Origin of the sequence: Lysinibacillus sp. FSL K6-0232 (assembly GCF_038008325.1) — a bacterium.
Classification (GTDB): domain Bacteria; phylum Bacillota; class Bacilli; order Bacillales_A; family Planococcaceae; genus Lysinibacillus.
Map to the genome: position 1 here is coordinate 3837791 of NZ_JBBOYW010000001.1, position 16297 is coordinate 3854087.

The 16297-nt window shown below is 36.4% G+C and carries 20 protein-coding genes; 8 read left to right on the forward strand and 12 right to left on the reverse strand.

The features are described from left to right. Positions 1-10: 10 nt before the first annotated feature. The 3 genes from MHB42_RS18870 to MHB42_RS18880 form a co-directional block, all read right to left on the reverse strand. Positions 11-169 (reverse strand): DUF1540 domain-containing protein, encoded by a 159-nt coding sequence (locus tag MHB42_RS18870; protein ID WP_340808643.1) that lies wholly within the window; start codon positions 167-169, stop codon positions 11-13. A gap of 557 nt (positions 170-726) precedes the next feature. Next, a complete protein-coding gene (locus MHB42_RS18875; protein ID WP_340808101.1) occupies positions 727-1611 on the reverse strand; it encodes a helix-turn-helix transcriptional regulator in 885 nt (294 codons plus the stop codon). Between the two features lie 149 nt (positions 1612-1760). Then, positions 1761-2309 (reverse strand): SMI1/KNR4 family protein, encoded by a 549-nt coding sequence (locus MHB42_RS18880; protein ID WP_340808103.1) that lies wholly within the window; start codon positions 2307-2309, stop codon positions 1761-1763. An 84-nt stretch (positions 2310-2393) separates the two neighbouring features. Here MHB42_RS18880 and MHB42_RS18885 point away from each other — a divergent pair, with 84 nt between their 5' ends. The 4 genes from MHB42_RS18885 to MHB42_RS18900 all read left to right on the forward strand — a co-directional run bounded on the left by MHB42_RS18885 (position 2394) and on the right by MHB42_RS18900 (position 5200). After that, the gene (locus MHB42_RS18885; protein ID WP_340808105.1) at positions 2394-2744 is read left to right on the forward strand and encodes a hypothetical protein; all 351 of its coding nucleotides are present in this window, start codon (positions 2394-2396) and stop codon (positions 2742-2744) included. A gap of 172 nt (positions 2745-2916) precedes the next feature. Continuing rightward, positions 2917-3654, forward strand: a complete 738-nt coding sequence (locus MHB42_RS18890) for a cyclase family protein (protein WP_340808106.1) — start codon at positions 2917-2919, stop codon at positions 3652-3654. A 501-nt stretch (positions 3655-4155) separates the two neighbouring features. Next, positions 4156-4875 (forward strand): DUF2225 domain-containing protein, encoded by a 720-nt coding sequence (locus MHB42_RS18895; RefSeq protein ID WP_340808107.1) that lies wholly within the window; start codon positions 4156-4158, stop codon positions 4873-4875. After that, the gene (locus MHB42_RS18900) at positions 4850-5200 is read left to right on the forward strand and encodes a hypothetical protein (protein ID WP_340808108.1); all 351 of its coding nucleotides are present in this window, start codon (positions 4850-4852) and stop codon (positions 5198-5200) included. Before MHB42_RS18895 ends, MHB42_RS18900 begins: the two co-directional genes overlap by 26 nt. Positions 5201-5246: 46 nt before the next feature. Here MHB42_RS18900 and MHB42_RS18905 read toward each other — a convergent pair whose 3' ends face one another. The 3 genes from MHB42_RS18905 to MHB42_RS18915 form a co-directional block, all read right to left on the reverse strand. Then, on the reverse strand, positions 5247-6422 hold the full coding sequence (locus MHB42_RS18905) for a DUF4272 domain-containing protein (RefSeq protein ID WP_340808110.1): 1176 nt from the start codon (positions 6420-6422) through the stop codon (positions 5247-5249). An 11-nt stretch (positions 6423-6433) separates the two neighbouring features. Then, the gene (locus tag MHB42_RS18910) at positions 6434-7714 is read right to left on the reverse strand and encodes an SMI1/KNR4 family protein (RefSeq protein ID WP_340808111.1); all 1281 of its coding nucleotides are present in this window, start codon (positions 7712-7714) and stop codon (positions 6434-6436) included. Between the two features lie 203 nt (positions 7715-7917). Continuing rightward, entirely contained in the window at positions 7918-8748 is an 831-nt protein-coding gene (locus MHB42_RS18915) for a MerR family transcriptional regulator (RefSeq protein ID WP_340808113.1), read from the reverse strand. Between the two features lie 86 nt (positions 8749-8834). Between MHB42_RS18915 and MHB42_RS18920 the strand changes: the two genes are divergently transcribed. Next, entirely contained in the window at positions 8835-9302 is a 468-nt protein-coding gene (locus MHB42_RS18920) for a GNAT family N-acetyltransferase (RefSeq protein WP_340808114.1), read from the forward strand. Beyond that, entirely contained in the window at positions 9289-10623 is a 1335-nt protein-coding gene (locus MHB42_RS18925) for an MATE family efflux transporter (protein ID WP_340808115.1), read from the forward strand. Before MHB42_RS18920 ends, MHB42_RS18925 begins: the two co-directional genes overlap by 14 nt. 52 nt (positions 10624-10675) lie before the next feature. Here MHB42_RS18925 and MHB42_RS18930 read toward each other — a convergent pair whose 3' ends face one another. The 6 genes from MHB42_RS18930 to MHB42_RS18955 form a co-directional block, all read right to left on the reverse strand. Beyond that, positions 10676-11719, reverse strand: a complete 1044-nt coding sequence (locus MHB42_RS18930; protein WP_340808117.1) for an AI-2E family transporter — start codon at positions 11717-11719, stop codon at positions 10676-10678. 550 nt (positions 11720-12269) lie between these two features. After that, positions 12270-12875, reverse strand: a complete 606-nt coding sequence (locus MHB42_RS18935) for a flavin reductase family protein (protein ID WP_340808118.1) — start codon at positions 12873-12875, stop codon at positions 12270-12272. After that, on the reverse strand, positions 12862-13806 hold the full coding sequence (locus tag MHB42_RS18940) for a ring-cleaving dioxygenase (protein WP_340808119.1): 945 nt from the start codon (positions 13804-13806) through the stop codon (positions 12862-12864). The genes MHB42_RS18935 and MHB42_RS18940 overlap by 14 nt, the downstream gene beginning before the upstream one ends. A 43-nt stretch (positions 13807-13849) precedes the next feature. Then, complete coding sequence (locus tag MHB42_RS18945; RefSeq protein ID WP_340808644.1) at positions 13850-14443, reverse strand: NADPH-dependent FMN reductase; 594 nt, start codon at positions 14441-14443, stop codon at positions 13850-13852. A 116-nt stretch (positions 14444-14559) separates the two neighbouring features. After that, on the reverse strand, positions 14560-15027 hold the full coding sequence (locus MHB42_RS18950) for an RrF2 family transcriptional regulator (RefSeq protein ID WP_340808120.1): 468 nt from the start codon (positions 15025-15027) through the stop codon (positions 14560-14562). A gap of 90 nt (positions 15028-15117) precedes the next feature. Further along, positions 15118-15648: a cupin domain-containing protein gene (locus MHB42_RS18955; RefSeq protein ID WP_340808121.1), complete on the reverse strand. Its 531-nt coding sequence runs from the start codon at positions 15646-15648 to the stop codon at positions 15118-15120. A 137-nt stretch (positions 15649-15785) separates the two neighbouring features. Here MHB42_RS18955 and MHB42_RS18960 point away from each other — a divergent pair, with 137 nt between their 5' ends. Beyond that, entirely contained in the window at positions 15786-15926 is a 141-nt protein-coding gene (locus MHB42_RS18960) for a sugar kinase (RefSeq protein ID WP_340808122.1), read from the forward strand. Then, positions 15893-16243 carry an SMI1/KNR4 family protein gene (locus tag MHB42_RS18965; RefSeq protein ID WP_340808645.1) on the forward strand — a complete coding sequence of 117 codons (351 nt, stop codon included), beginning with the start codon at positions 15893-15895 and terminating at the stop codon, positions 16241-16243. Before MHB42_RS18960 ends, MHB42_RS18965 begins: the two co-directional genes overlap by 34 nt. Positions 16244-16297 lie beyond the last annotated feature (54 nt).

Consider the following 16297-nt stretch of genomic DNA (forward strand, 5'->3'; position numbering starts at 1 on the left):
CTTTTATGCATTAATGCGTTTCAGGTTCAAATGTTTTACAGTCTGTTTCCTCACTATTGGAAGCTTGTTTTCCCTTTTGGCTAACAACATAAATTTTTTCTGCTGTACATTTGTTACCAGCGTCCCAAAATGTGCAGTTATTGACCTCACAAAGAATTTCTTGTGTCATCATTTCACACCTCCTCTTTGTTAGCTTTAACAAATTAGAGGCAATCAATACGTTTTATCTATTCTTTTGATTTACTAACATTTCCTTTTTATTCAATCATGCTAATTATTACTTTTTCATATCTTTCAACATTCGTGGTAACTATATAAATTAGTTGTCGAGTGGTATCAATTCTTCTTATCCACTTCATAAAATATAAAGAAAAAAGATAAGATAAATATTATGAAAAACCATATTATTCGTGATGTTGAAATGATATTCCCAAATGACTCTTTATCTAGTTTATAGAACAAAAAAGTTGCTATAGTGCTTCCTCCAACTGCAAACATTGAAATGATGATTGCGGAAATAGCAGAAACAAATATTCGTTTAACAGTGATAGAAATACTCATCACACCTCCCTCTATAATTAGATTTCAAGTGTCAGTAGAGCCGCCAGAGTGGCAAGCATAAACTTTGGTGTTGAGCCTAGTAATATTTAGAGGTAATTCAATTTCTAGTCCCTTATTTTATTCATTATTTTGAAGATTCTTTTTTATGATATTAACAGCAACACTTTATTCCATCTGAAAATCTAAATTAGCTGGGTGTTTTGGCAAAGATGTTTGCGTTAGCATATTTGTCGATGGCACTTTCTCGTCAACCTCCTCCAAACGAAAACCATCTGCCCAAACTTTACCAGAGCCAATTAACAAGACACCAAAATAAATGGAATCACTTTCTTCAGGCACATCTAACACGATTGAATAATGATTCCAGTCAGTAGTCCCTGTAACAGCACGTTGATCCATATTATCAAATTGAATTGTATCTCCCATACTGTTATCAATCCGCATCCACGCACCACATTTGGCTGCATCTACCGTCTTTAAGTAGCAGGACATTTTCAGTCGCTTCCCCTTATAGCCTGCTGCAAGAAAGCCTTGCATCATTGTAGCAAATTGCCCGTTATTTGCATTTGCGGTTGTGGAATATAATACACCTGACCGCTTTCCTGAATGAAATACTTGATCATCTGTATGGAATTGATATAATTCTGGATTTGCACCACTCAACGTCCACCCCTTAACTTGTTCACTTGATTCCACCAACTTTTCCTCCTCCATCATATTTAATGATTGCATCAATTTCCGATATTTTCCTGGCGGCAAAGCATAAACCTCTTTAAAGGCTCTTGTAAATGCTTCTTGTGATTGAAATTGAAGTGTAACAGCGATCGTTACGATTGATGCATTGGAGTACAGCAAATAACTTGCAGCCATAGCAAGTCGACGCATTCTTATATATTCACCAATCGTCATCCCTGTTTCTTGCTTAAAAATACGGCTAAGATGGTATTTTGAATAGCCCGCATTGCCTGGCAGACAGTCAAATGAAATTTCCTCCAATAATTGTTCTTCAATATAAGCAATAGTTCGCTGTGTTGCTTGACTATACTCCATATCACTCACCTCATCTTTATCATAACGGAGAAGGAATCAAATTATTTGATAGCGATTGCTAAATTTAGCATTTTGTTTACGTAAGAATTCACTATTTTAAATGGTTTCAGCCTATAGCTTGACCTTTAATAAAATGCCACAGCTTCCTTTTATACATCTAAGAAGGTATGGTCAAAATAAGCTTTAAAATTAGGATAAAGATATTTTAACGATGCTTGGATATCGATATCTTCATCAAATAACATTTCATGATCAATCTCATAAATAGCACAGCCTTCTTCATCCTCTAAATGATTTACATCTATACAAAAAATACAACCGTATTCTGCATCCCAGCAAAACGGTAAGTAGCCTAGCTGACATAATGTAGGATTATACATATCTCGAATACTATCCAAAGGATTATGTACGCCTTGTTCAGGTATATGATCAAAATAATGATGGTATGTTGAAATAAATGCTTTATACCACTGCGGAAATTTCAAGTCAAATTCTTTTTCTAAGCCTTGAATATCTTGCTCTGTTACTTGAGAAGAAATTAATTTCCAAACTGACCATTCCCCATCAATATCCATTACCTTCATTTCCTCAGGCACATTTGGGCGCATCCATCTACAAAAGCCCTCATCAGAAATATGAGAATATCGGTCGTAATAAGCCTGAAAACCGCTTTCAATATATTGACGAATATTTATCATACAGCTCGCCTCCCTTTATCAAAACACCTAAAACCATTATGGCACATAAGATAAGATATCAGTTATAGGATAGGAGGAATTGCTTTGTATTACAATTCTTATCCGTATTTTCTTTATGCCTATCAGTATCCAGCCTACCAGCTTGCTATTAATCCGTTCCCACCTGTTGATACACATAAATTTAAAAATTCAGCTACACAAATAAAGGCAATCATGCAGCAAGCACAATTACTAACAGATAAAATTAATAGCTCCCAGCAATTTGCTCATGATTTAATGAATGCAGCGCAGCTTTCCAATAAAGCAAAGGTTGAACAATTAATTACATCCACAGGTATTACAATGAAATTTGAAACAAACTATACACCAGATAGCTTCCAAATACGCCTTATCAATAGTGGTTGCTGTGGGATCACATTAAATATGAATTGGTAAAATATTATCCTTGTATTCCTATCGAAGTTGTAAACAATAAAAATATATGTTAGAGTATTGATAATCATTATATCTGAAAATTCTTATATTACTTTTCTTATCAAGAGAATTAGAGGGAGCTGGAAAAGCAAGCTTCTTTATTTACCACTACATACAGAAAGCAGGGAACTAGATGTCAAACGAACTTTTACAAGCATTACAATTATTAAAATCTAAGCAATGGGTCGATTTAACACATACATTTGGTCCTAATTCACCGCATTTTTTTATGTTTGAGGATGCAAAATTTGAAACATTATTTTCTCATGATGATGGCTTTTTCGCCCAACAATTCACATTCCCAGGTCAATATGGTACACATATTGATCCACCCATTCATTTTGTGCGTGACACACGCTATTTAGAGGAATTAGAGTTAAAAGAGCTTGTTCTTCCCCTTATTGTCATTGATAAATCACAGGAAGCAGCGAACAATCACGATTTTACCTTAACAGTTCAGGACATTGTTGATTTTGAAGCACAGCATGGAGAGATTGAAGCAGGGGCATTTGTGGCACTGCGCACAGATTGGAGTAAACGTTGGCCTGATAAGGAAGCCTTTAATAATGCGGATGAAAATGGACATAATCATATTCCAGGCTGGGGCTTAGAGGCTTTACACTTTTTATTCAAGGAGCGCAAAGTGAGTGCCATTGGGCATGAAACATTCGATACCGATTCTGCTGTTGATTTTCGTAAAAATGGACAGCTTGCTGGTGAATATTTTGTACTTGAGCAAGACACCTATCAAATTGAGCTTATGACCAATTTAGATAAGCTCCCTACAAGAGGCGCGATTATCTTTAATATCGTACCAAAGCCAGAAAAAGCATCTGGATTCCCTGTACGCTCATTTGCAATTTTGCCATAATATAAAGCTGGTATGATTCTTGTCTTGAATCATACCAGCTTTAATATTTTCTCCAACTTTATGAGTATTCGCTCTAGCTTCACGGTTATTCACCCTGACTTCGCGAGTATTTCTTCTAGCTCCGCGGGTATTCACTCTCCTTTCGCAAGCATTCGCTTCAATCTCAAACGCTCTCCCTTATTTGTAGTTCATTTTCACTAAATCACAATAAACTCTCTATAATGTCCTTTTAAATTTTTGTACATATTTCGACAAACTTTTCTCAAACTATGTAACTTGCTTTAGCAACACCGATAAATACTGTTACAAGCATATTGCCAATAATAATTAACTAATGGCATCAGAATTATTTTTATTTTAATAATTCTAAAGGAGTATACCAAAGCACACAGAATTGTTAAAATAAAAGATAAGAAATTAAATATATTGAACGATAAATTTATTCGTATAAATAGAACAAAAGAAATAAAATCCTACGGCATGCAAAAGGAGTTGATTCTTATGGCATTTAACATTTATTACTATGAAAGTAATGTGGATTGTAAATGTTGCAAAAAGCGTTTTACAACCTATAAGGTGCGTCCTAATCGATATAAAATTATCGAGGAGCAATCTGATTTTATGCCTGTTTATGAAGGCCTTAATCCTTTGCTGTACGAAGTTGCCGTATGTCCACATTGCGGTTATGCCTACCATAAATCAATGACTCGAACATATGGACCCTTTATGTTGCTAATTGAGGAATTATATATTAAAGAGCTTCAAAAGCCGATGAACATCTGTCAGGAGCGCACTATTGATGATGCTATCACTAGCTTTAAGCTCGCTTATTTAGTGGCTCGTGCAGCCATGGAGGAAGCACTGCTAATGGCTAATTTCGCCTTAAAAATTGCGTGGCTGTATCGTTTAAAAAATGATCAGGAGTCCGAAAAACGTTATCTTTTTGCGGCTAGAGATTTTTACAGTAAATCCTTTGCATCCAATCAGGAGGGCGGGGAAAGAATTCAGTTTTTACATGCCGAATTAAGCCTTCGACTTGGTGATATTACTGAGGCAAAAAGAGGATTTTCACGCTTAATTGCCGATAAGCATGTGTCGCCAAAGTATCGTAAACTTGCACGTAATCGCTGGGAAAATTATAGATATGATGAACAGTCTGCAGCAGTTAATGAATGTGAGGAGGAGAGGGATAGTTATGTTGCTATTTCAAAAAAGAATTGATGTAAGAGAAGAAGATATATTTTCAGAGTTACATCATTTTTTATTAAGAAAAAATAATCGCTATTTAACAAATGATGAAGTTGTCGCTTTAACAGGTGTATCATCTGAGCTGCTATATAAATGGGTGAAATCTGGAAAATTAAAAACAGCCATCTTTCCTAACTTAGGTGCACCTTGTGAAAGATGTGGGCAAATTACACAAGCAAAAATTTGCATAAGCTGCTCCTCCTCAATTATTGGAACATTACAGCAAGAGGAAAAAGATCGTGCATGGTTTAATCAAATTCAACGCAACGCTAGAACAAGCACCTATCATTATAAATAAATAGAAGAGCATCTCCTGTTGAATTAGCATGGAGATGCTCTTCTATTTATGTGTCCATTGATATTGTATCCCATTGTTCATTGCGATAACCAATTAACCAAAATAAGCCTCTACGCCTTTCCATTACAACACTTTCATTTAAAGCTGCTGGCGCTGTTTGACCATTAATACGACTATTTACACAGGCCCAATGTAATCGGTAGATTTTATCAGCCTCATCCAAAATTTCTTCCTTACTACGCATAGCTGTTTGGGCATAAAATTGCTCGAATGTTTCATGGCGAGAAACAGCCTGGATCGCATATTCACAATTACATATATCATCTGGAAATGCTAATGTTTCTACAAGACCCAATGCCCAAATAAGTGTCCAATAGGCTTCATATTGCCATGTAATATTTACTGCCTCTTGTGCATCTGGATATTGTGCCTGCAGAAAGCTCTTTTCATTGTCCGTTAAAAATTGCTGTACATTATACTTATGCAGCATATTTAGAAAGAACTCTCTTGAATCCTCAATATTTCCGTTTTGTGCTACATCACAGGCAAATTGAATAGCAATTAATAAAGCTACTGCCCTTTTAGCAATATCCTCCTGACTTTTAAAAGCACAGTCCTCTACTGGCGGCAGCTGTGGCAATGATGCTACATAAGGTATCTCTTTCTCTGCTAAGAATGCAATCGTGTTATTTTTTCGTGCTTCTCCTTGTGCTGATGTTACCTCTTGGGCATTTATCATTTTTGTACAGGCATGGGGTCTAAAGTTCGAAGGCCCTGATTGTCCATTAGAATAAACAATAACCGAGCCATTTTGATCAAGCAAAGTACCCTCTGGTAAAAAGCCAACACCACCTATACTTGATAATAATTTTATTAATAGCTGCATATGGTCATCTGTTATTTCTTTATCCATCTCAACTGCAATCACTGTGTTGAACACAGATATTTGAATCATCACAAGTTCCTTTAGTTGTTCATCTTCAAAAGGAATATTGTTATAAAAGCCCATCATTCCAGGAATATTTTTGGCGAAATAATCAGGGTCTATCTCATCAGTAATCACATGAATAGTACCTCGATGCTTTTTAAACAGCCCCCTCGATTTCAATAAATAGCTACTAGCATTTTTTTCAACTGTCAAGTCTTGCGCCAATGTTTCTAAAATTTTATCCTCAATATCGTGTGTATCATTTTTAGAAGCAAATATTGTAAAATGATTCAAGTTATCTCCCCCTATTGTTTCAATACCCAGCTATCCAAGCTATTTAAAGCATGGCTAAATAGTTGTTTATTTTTTCGTAGTACCTCATGCTCTGCCCAAAATGCTAATAACGACTGCCACTTTTCTGCTTCTACATCAGTTGTTGGCACAATTCCTTGACGCATCATATAATCAATGGCTCGGATGGCAGTAAGCCTCTCTACTTCGTGACCGTTTAACCATTCAAGTAATAGCTCTGCGCTTGGCTGTGATTGCGCTAACAATGTATCCCACCCATCGATTGGAAAGGCGAGATAGTCTTTCATCCAATCGATAACACTTGGATGATGGAAATGGCGTAGACGATGTAAGGCTGTATAGCTAGTAATCCTATCCTTTTCAATATCCTGAAGAACTAAAGCTAGCCCCTCTTCTATTGGCAAGCAATAGACTGTTAAATAATCACGCAGGGACTCTGCTATGTCGCTATTCCCTTGCCATAGCTCCCTCACCCACTGCTCAGCCTTATTTGCACATACCTTTACTAGCACATCGCTCCATGCTTGCTGATGCCATAAGGATGAATCTTGCTCAAGCTTTTGACGCAATGCTTGATATACTTGTTCTTTATTGAATAATGAAAAAGCCTCCTGCACCTCGGGATCTTTTACACCATGCATAGAAACATAGAAAAGCAAGGATTCTAAGCTAGCTTTAGCCTGCTGTAAGCTTGACGTTCTGTATTGCTCAAACCACTGTAACCAAATTTGTGAGATGGCTGAATGTGGATTTAAGCCCGCAGCATCACAAAACTGGCGATGCTGCCCGCAATCCACCCCGATACAGCCTAAAGTCGTTACATGATCGACATAAGCATGGAAGCTTGGTGCAAGAAAATCGAATTCATCCTCCTCATGGCTCCAATACCAAATTGATTCATCCCTCAGCTTAATTAGCACAGCATCTCCATTATGCGCTGTGTAAAATTGTAAGTATTGCTGTTCATCTGGCTCCTCCTCGCCACCAAAGTCAGGAAAATATAAATCTGCCAAGCTCCATCCAAAATCACCTGAAGGCTTCTCTGTCAATTGAGTAGGAAGAATTGCTGTATCAGGTAAAGACCAGTAGAGATTCACTTGCTGAGCATATTTTTGTAATATTTGACGAAACTCAGTAGGAATTGGGATGCCAAGCTGCTCCTCAGCCTGCTGTAGCTCTTGCTCCGTCGCTACAGGCTGAATATCAATAGGATGCACAGAGGCTCCTTGCTGCTTTAATTGTTCGATTAAGCTATGCCAACGCTCCATCCACATAAAGCTTCACCGTCCTTATCCATTACGCCCCAGCGCAATTACCGCTGACGCTTCACTTTCGATACAAAAAGAATTTGCTGAACCAAAATAAATTCACTTCTATATCGTCAAAAACTGCTTCCAAATTAGAAGAAATAGAAAAATATGAATATTTTACTGACATCTAAAAGACAACCTACGATAAAGGGCTCACTTATAGGCGCTTATTGAATCTTTTGTACTTCCATCATAATTTTGGTGACATACTCTTCTTCGCGATCCTTCATGACAGCATCATAAATATATTCCTCATAAACATACTGACCTAATTGATAGCCTTGCTCATGCATAACCTTAAATAATCGGCTATATGTTTCGCCAAGCCTTTTAGAGGGGCCTATATGGTAGCCAATAATAACCTGCCCCTCTATTGCTTTAAAATAAGGATGCCCTTCTCTTGGATGTGGCTGCTCTATATATAAGTAACTATAATTATCATAATTACCCGCTAGCACTTGCTCTCTTGTTGTCATGCCCCCTATTGGATAGCCCGTATCTAACTGGGAGCGGTCTAACTCCTCAATAAAATCAGCTACAGCCTTGACAAACTGCTCCTCCGTAGAATTCTCGATATTTTTACTTAAATACAATGTTGCCTCTGGAAAATATTCAATGGTGATGTCATCAAAGTGAAGATGTAACGCTTCCTCTGTTGTTTTCATTTTGACATCAATAATACCCTCAATGATTTCTAGCTCTCGGCGCTTTTTTGCAACAATCTCCTTTTGCTGATGCATTAATTCTAAAAAATTTTCAGGTGATTTTTCTGCCATATACTGTTGAATATCTTTCAAGGACATGCCTACTGCTTTTAATAATTCAATGACACTAAAAAAATCATATTGTGCAAGGGAATAATAGCGATAACCTTTACTGTCCTTAATAGTAGGTGATAATAAGCCAATTTGATCATAATAAATTAATGTTTGTTTATTAACCTTACATATTTTGGCAAATTCCCCTGTTGTAAAATATTTTACATTTTTATTAAGCATTTTTGAGTTTCCTCCCTTGACTATATAGTAACTATATACTTTAGATTGTACCTATTCACATTAAAAATAGAAAGGTTTTGACATTTATGTTCACGGAGATTCGTGACATTACAGCTTTCAACAAACAGGAAATTTTAGCTTTATGTATCGCTGACAATCAACAGCATTTTATCGAAACAACGAGCCAATGTTTAGCAGAGGCAGAGAGGGATCGACATTTCACACCTTTAGGCTTGTACAAGGATAACACTGCTGTAGGCTTTGCTATGTATGGGGTATTCCCACATGACGACCACAGTCAACGTATTTGGCTTGATCGCTATTTAATTGATGAGCGTTATCAAAAGCAGGGTTTAGGTAAATACTTTTTACAACAGCTTATTCATTATTTAACAGTACAATTTAACTGTCAGCATATCTATTTAAGCGTTTACGACAACAACGCTGTAGCAATTCGACTTTATCAACAATTTGGATTTATCTTTAATGGTGAGCTAGATGATAAAGGAGAAAAAGTAATGGTGTTGGAGGTGCATAGACATGACAACCATTAATCCAATTGAAACAAGACCATTGAAGCCGTTGTTTTTATCATATTTATTCCCAGCCATGGTTGGTATGTTCTTAATGTCCGTTAATATTTTAGTCGATGGTATTTTCGTGAGCCATGGCGTGGGACCTACAGCCTTAGCAGGAGTCAATATTGCCGTTCCTATTTTCTCTATTCTGCTTTCTATTTCTCTATGGATTGGTATGGGCGGTGCTACGCTTTTCTCGATTTCTCTTGGCGAGGGCAATAAACAGCGAGCGCATCAGCTTTTTACATTGGCATTTCTAACAATGCTTGTTATTGTGCTCACTATTATTGGGCTACTATTGTTCAATCTAAAAGATATTTCCTATATATTTGGTGCAAGTGATGATACGTATCCATATGTACAGCAATATTTATATGTTATTTTGCTATTTGGTGTATTTTATACAATCGAAAATCTTTTAAGTATTTTTATCCGAAACGATGGTAATCCAAAGCTGGCAATGCTTGGTTTAATAACAACATCTGTCTTAAATATTATCTTAAACTATATCTTTATTTTTATGCTTGATTATGGTGTCACAGGCTGCGCCTTAGCAACAGCCATTGCTACAATTATCGGTATGTCTGTGCTTTGTCTTCATTTTTTCCGACCGCAATCTGAGCTAAAGTTTGTTACTTCATTTTTTAAGCTAGCAGACCTAAGGAAAATTTTTGCGATTGGACTGCCAAGCTTTATCGTTGAAGCTTCTGTAGCTGTAATTGTTATTTTATATAATGTAACCTTTTTACACTATTTAGGCGCAAAGGGTGTCACAGCCTATGCCATGGTCAATTATATTCATACAGTGCTGTTAATGATTTTTCTTGGGGTTGGTATGGCTCTGCAACCATTAGTTAGCTACCATCATGGTGCAAAATTAATGAAGCGGTTAACAGCCTTATTAAAAATTGGCGTGGCGACTGCCCTTATACTAGGGCTATTAATATCGATTATAGCAATGCTTATTCCTTCTCAGTTAATGGCTCTATTTGGCGACAGCACATTTGCAATTCGCAGTATGGCAGCGCAAGGCTTTGCTTATTTTGCGATCGGCTATATCTTTTTAGGCATCAATATGGTGTTTGCGGAATTTTTCCAATCCATTGAGAAAATTCGTCTTGCTACAATGATTATGCTATTACGAAGCTTTATTCTATTTATTCCAGCGCTATTTATCCTACCAAAGTTATTTGGCGCTCAAGCTATTTGGTGGACCTTCCCTGTAGTAGAGGGAGTAACGGCATTACTGATTTATTGCTATATTAAGAAAAAACCGCAAATTATTGCCCCCTTATAAAATAAAAGGAATCATCTCTTTATTGTAGATGATTCCTTTTTATAATGGCTTATCATTTGTCCTCTTGTATTGGTATAGGCTGCTGCTCCAGAGGCTCTGAGGAGTTAACACCTAGCACATCCAGCAGGAAGATAAATAGTGGAATACCAATGATTAGTCCCCATACACCAAGGAAGTGCTCTGAGAAAAGAATAACCATAAATGTATAGAAAATCGGTAAATCCGTCTTTGCGGACATAAGCTTTGGATTTAAAAAATACGCTTCAATCGCATGCAACACTGTTACCATCACTAAAATATAAACAATATACATTAAGCCACCAATGCTATAAGCAATAATACTCATTGGAATTAATGAAATAATAACACCTGCTACTGGCACTAACCCTAAAATAAAAATCATAATACCAAGAGCAATTAAATGTGGGAAGCCCATTATATAAAGCATAATCACTGATAGTACACAGTTAACAGCAGCAATAATAAACTGTGCCTCAATTACTTTTCCAAATGAGCGAATAAATACTTTTGAAAAATAGTGAAGCTCATCATATAAAGGTCCAACCTTACTATCCTTAAACTTTGCTGTAAATTCAATAATTCGTTTCTTCTCTAGTAGGATAAATAAGCTTAATATTAATGAAATCAAGATTTGCATAATGATTTTACCAATATTCGTAATATTTTTAAGAGTTATATCTACACCCTGCTCTAAATATTTACCAAGCTCAATTTTCTCAAAGGTTGGTGCTAAATATCTGGCAATCTCATTATCATCTGGATTAACATTAAAGCTTGCTATAAGATCAAAAAGCTGTGTGATTTGCTGTGTTACAACCGGCAAATACTTATAAATAACTGCTACAATTGCACCAGCAAGTAATAAGTATAAGGTTACCGTAACTGCTTTTTCATTTAACGGTACATATCTCTTCATACTCTTTGTTGTTTTCGTAGCAAGCTGATTCATTAAATAGGTGATAATAAATGTCAGCAAAATAATATTGATCATACTACGCATTAAATATAATGCAACCGCAATGCCAAGTAAAAGCATAAAACGTTTAAAGCCATGGCTTCGGAAAAAATTATTCATTGATTCACTCCTTTTACAAAATGGCCTCGCTGCCTCTGCTACCTAGGGCTACACGCTCAAAATTGATTTACAACAATACGCATCATTCTTATGTAAAAATTTCCTCTTTATTAAGTATAGCCATATATCTTTAAGATAAGACGAAATTCATATTTCTTTAAAATTATTGTTTGAAGCTATAGATGGAAGTGAATTGTATGTTTTGTCAAATTAAAAAGTCTATATTTTATCCTTGTGAAAGCTTTATCAGCGTATAAGCCAACTCTATAAATCTATTATAACCCTTTAAATCAACATATCCAATTTGAAAGTTCTTTTATAATGGTATTTCTATAGAATTTTTACTAAACATTATTCTATGAAAATTGTAACAAACCTAACTTAAAGATTGATATTGAGGTAGAGGCTTATCAAAAGCTCCGCCATACCATTTTATTCTAATTGATATAGAAATATGTAATTTTTAGTTACTTCTAAAAACAAAGGAGCTGTTAGGGACATCAGCTTCTACTGACTTTCCCAACAGCTCCCATTATTTAAGCAGTTACTATTATGGTCGTTCTATCGCAAAAACCTCACCCATTTTTGCATAGTTTGATCCTGCAAGCCTGCTAACTGCTTGTAATTTGCTTGGATCAATATAACCTTCATGATAAATTGTTTCATCTATATGAAATTGGACAACTTCTCCAATCAATAAATCGCCAGTCTGCTCCTTACCATTCATCAATGGAATTGTTTGTACTAAGCGACATTCCATGCGCACCTTTGCCTCTTGAATACCGGGAACAGTTATTTGCTGACTATCCACTAATGTAAAGCTTGTACGTTCAATCTCACTTTCTGTAACAGGCAAGGATGCTGCTGTTTCATTTACCTGCTCCACGTTATCCTCATCTACAATATGCACAACAAATTGCTGACGATGATGGATATGTCGAGTTGTATCTTTTAAGCGTCCATTTGGTCCTTGAATCGCTAAAGAAATCATAGGCGGATTAGATGACACGATATTAAAATAACTAAATGGCGCTCCATTTACAACACCCTGCTCTGATTTTGTTGTAACAAAAGCAATTGGTCTTGGAATAATACTTCCAATGAGTAATTTATAGTTTTTGCGCTCTGAATTATTCTTAGGATCAATCGAAATCAAGCTCGCGCACTTTAATTGGAATTAATGTTCTTTCTAATTGTTCACGATGCTGCTCGTACTGAGGTGGTAGCATTAATTGACTTCCCATCGTTTCAGATGTTTCGTCATAAGCAAATCCAGGAGGGTCTGTAGCGATTTCAAATAAAATCTCGCCAGGCTCACGGAAATAAATCGCATTAAAATAATTACGATCCTTCACTTCCGTTACATGTTGCCCATGATTCATCACATATTTTTGCCACTCTAAATGATCTACATTATCCTCGGCTCTCCATGCAATATGATGAACCGTTCCTACGCCCATTTGACCATGTAAACCTGTTATCATTTTTACATCAACCGTATTGCCAATATCTGCATTTGATTTGAAACGAATATAGTCGCCTTCTGCCGCTACTTGCTCAAGACCCATTACCTCTGTTAAAACCTTTGCTGTTTCTTCAGGATGACTTGAATATAAAGTAGCTCCGGCAAAGCCTTTAATTGCAACTTTAGGTGTTACCTCGCCAAATGTCCATTCATTTACTGCGCCTGCAGCACGTGCAACGAGTTCAATATGCAAGCCATGTGGATCATCGAATTGAATAACTTGTTCACCAAAACGTTCTGCTTTGTGGAAAGGTATCGCAAACTTTGCTAAGCGGTTAATCCAAAAAGGCAGTGCTCCTTCTGGTACAACATACGTTGTCACACCGACCTGACCATCACCAATACGCCCTTGATACGCATTAGCCCAAGGGAAGAAGGTCATAATTGTACCTGGTTTCCCACCTTGATCGCCAAAATACAAATGATATGTGCCAGGATCATCGAAGTTTACTGTTTGTTTTACTAAGCGTAAACCTAACACGCCTGCATAGAAATCAATATTCTCTTGTGGATGCCCTACAATAGCTGTGATATGGTGAATACCCGCTGTATGCTTTTTCATGTTAACAAGCCCTTTCATCATGACTATTTTTTCCCACTTGTGTCTAGCGAATTGTATATAATGCTTTAGACCATGGAATTAATTGATCTAGCATCTGGTTTACTGAATCTGCTTGTACAGCTTTTGGTTTAAAGTCTGTACCATTTTCAAAATCTGTGAATAATGATAGTGCTGGGTGAACACGTACATCTGCGATTAACAGCTCGCCCATAATGCCACGTAAATGTTCTGCTGCACGAGCACCACCAACAGAGCCATAAGATACAATACCCGCAGCTTTGTTATTCCATTCTTCACGTAAGTAATCTAGTGCATTTTTTAAAGCGCCTGTAATAGAATGATTGTATTCTTGCACAATGAAGACAAAGCCATCTTGTTTAGCAATAATTTCTGACCAAGCTTGTGCACCTGATGCATCTTGTCCTGGTTCGCCTAATAATGGCAATTTATAATCAGCAATATCAATCACTGTATAATTTGCGTCACCACGTTGATCTGCAATTTCCTTTACCCATTGCGCTACCTGAGGACTTACTCGACCTTCACGAGTTGATCCGATAATAATACCAATATTTAATTCTGCCATTGTTTGTTCCTCCTCTTTTTTTGAACTAAAAAATTTATTAAAAAAACCCATCATTGTACCTCCTGACGAAAGCTAAAGGTTCGAATTCATTTATCCTAATTTTATTTATCTTGAATTCGAGATAATAATAACATGTCACTCTAATAAACGTCAACATCTTTGTTTTTTTATTTTAAGAGTGTACTATCCGTTGATTTAAATGTTTTATCCATCACTTTTGGCGCTCTATCCGTCACTTCAAACATTCTATCCATCTTATGAGCAATATCTACAATAAATTTCTTGCTCAGTTCCTCTTTCATCTGATTTTCAGCATCCACCATCACTTGCTCAATAAGGCAATCATTATGGTTAGAAGAACAGCTAAATAATGAGGTTTGCCCTTCAATCGCATAGATCACATCTAAAAAGGAAATTTCCTGAGAACGCTTAGCAATCCGATAGCCACCATTCACACCCGGATTCGATTCAATTAAGCCTGCCTTTACAAGCTTTGTTAAAATTTTAGAAAGATACGTTGGGGATAGATTTTGCATTTCTGCTAAAGACTCTACGCTCATTGATTTTTCTTTAGCGGTTAGTGTCAAAGTAACCATTGTATGTAACGCATAATTTGTTGCTTTTGAATATTTCATTCTTTATCACCCTCCATTAAAGAGCTTTATTATCTACAATATATCAAGAAAAAAAGCATGTTTGTATCAAAACACGCTTTCTTTTATTTTTTATGCTCTTTGCCCATAGCCCGCTTCTTCAGCAATAGCATCCGCCTTGGTTCTATGAATTGTTCCAGCTGGATGATTAGGCGGTGCATAAATTGTGTAAAGCTTTAGTGGCTTATTTCCTGTATTTGTCACGTTATGCCAAGTTCCTGCTGGTACCATTATCGCTGTATCTTCTGAAATATTTCTTTGGAAGTTTAAATAATCTCTTCTAGGTCCCATTTGAGTCACACCATGCCCCTCTTCAATACAAATAAACTGATCGACATGTGGATGAACCTCTAAGCCAATATCTTCTCCTACCTCAAGACTCATTACAGTTACTTGCAAATGTGATCCAGTCCATAATGCTGTACGGTAATTTTTATTGTGCTTTGTAGTTTCTTCAATATCCACAACAAATGGCTCAGGTCCATAATCCTGCCGCATATGATGGTTCGTCCTTTGCGCTACTTGATTTGGATAAGCCCAATAAACAGGCTGTTGATAACCATAATGGTACATCGAGTAATTACCATAATAAGGTTGATACATTTCCTTCAATCCTCCCGTCCATTCTCAACTTATAGTATGCAAATGATGAAAAGAATGTACTTACAGTGCATGAGCAAAGTTGTTCTTTAACTTAGGTTAGACATTGGTTATTATTAAAAATAAAGGAGGTAGTTGCCATGTATGATAGATTGGCTGAAAAACTAGCACATACGACAGCAATTAAATGGTTTCTTGGGCATAGCGCTGAAGATAATTGGATTATAGAGGCTGAACAAGAGCTAGGATTTACCTTCCCCCCTCTTATTGCTGGTGGTTAAAAAATTATGGCAATGCACAGCTTAATGGAGGGAATATTTTAACATTATCCCTACCAGCTTATCGAGATATAAATGACAGCGATCTTCTCTATATTCATCGGCTAAATTTGGCTGATGAGGATTGGTGCAGACAATATCCAAATAGATTAGATATATTTGTTCCAGATTCAGATGAACTATATTTCTTTGATACTTCGTCTAAAGATGAGCAAGGGGATTTTCCGGTTATGTGCTATGACTTAATGAATGCTATGATTTATGAGTATGCCCCTACCTTCGCTAATTTTTTGGAACATTTAATTGATGAACATTCATAAGCTATGATAAAAATCCGCCGTACGTTTTGTAGAGAAAATCACAAAAATTTAAGT

Bases quoted from the DNA above. Each gene is read 5' to 3' on its own strand.
- MHB42_RS18895 (WP_340808107.1), top strand. From the start codon at position 4,156: ATGGCATTTAACATTTATTACTATGAAAGTAATGTGGATTGTAAATGT.
- MHB42_RS18875 (WP_340808101.1), bottom strand. From the start codon at position 1,611: ATGGAGTATAGTCAAGCAACACAGCGAACTATTGCTTATATTGAAGAA.
- MHB42_RS18950 (WP_340808120.1), bottom strand. From the start codon at position 15,027: ATGAAATATTCAAAAGCAACAAATTATGCGTTACATACAATGGTTACT.
- MHB42_RS18870 (WP_340808643.1), bottom strand. From the start codon at position 169: ATGACACAAGAAATTCTTTGTGAGGTCAATAACTGCACATTTTGGGAC.
- MHB42_RS18910 (WP_340808111.1), bottom strand. From the start codon at position 7,714: ATGTGGATGGAGCGTTGGCATAGCTTAATCGAACAATTAAAGCAGCAA.
- MHB42_RS18880 (WP_340808103.1), bottom strand. From the start codon at position 2,309: ATGATAAATATTCGTCAATATATTGAAAGCGGTTTTCAGGCTTATTAC.
- MHB42_RS18900 (WP_340808108.1), top strand. From the start codon at position 4,850: ATGTTGCTATTTCAAAAAAGAATTGATGTAAGAGAAGAAGATATATTT.
- MHB42_RS18925 (WP_340808115.1), top strand. From the start codon at position 9,289: ATGACAACCATTAATCCAATTGAAACAAGACCATTGAAGCCGTTGTTT.
- MHB42_RS18960 (WP_340808122.1), top strand. From the start codon at position 15,786: ATGTATGATAGATTGGCTGAAAAACTAGCACATACGACAGCAATTAAA.
- MHB42_RS18955 (WP_340808121.1), bottom strand. From the start codon at position 15,648: ATGTATCAACCTTATTATGGTAATTACTCGATGTACCATTATGGTTAT.
- MHB42_RS18930 (WP_340808117.1), bottom strand. From the start codon at position 11,719: ATGAATAATTTTTTCCGAAGCCATGGCTTTAAACGTTTTATGCTTTTA.
- MHB42_RS18940 (WP_340808119.1), bottom strand. From the start codon at position 13,806: ATGAAAAAGCATACAGCGGGTATTCACCATATCACAGCTATTGTAGGG.
- MHB42_RS18890 (WP_340808106.1), top strand. From the start codon at position 2,917: ATGTCAAACGAACTTTTACAAGCATTACAATTATTAAAATCTAAGCAA.
- MHB42_RS18915 (WP_340808113.1), bottom strand. From the start codon at position 8,748: ATGCTTAATAAAAATGTAAAATATTTTACAACAGGGGAATTTGCCAAA.
- MHB42_RS18945 (WP_340808644.1), bottom strand. From the start codon at position 14,443: ATGGGTTTTTTTAATAAATTTTTTAGTTCAAAAAAAGAGGAGGAACAA.
- MHB42_RS18920 (WP_340808114.1), top strand. From the start codon at position 8,835: ATGTTCACGGAGATTCGTGACATTACAGCTTTCAACAAACAGGAAATT.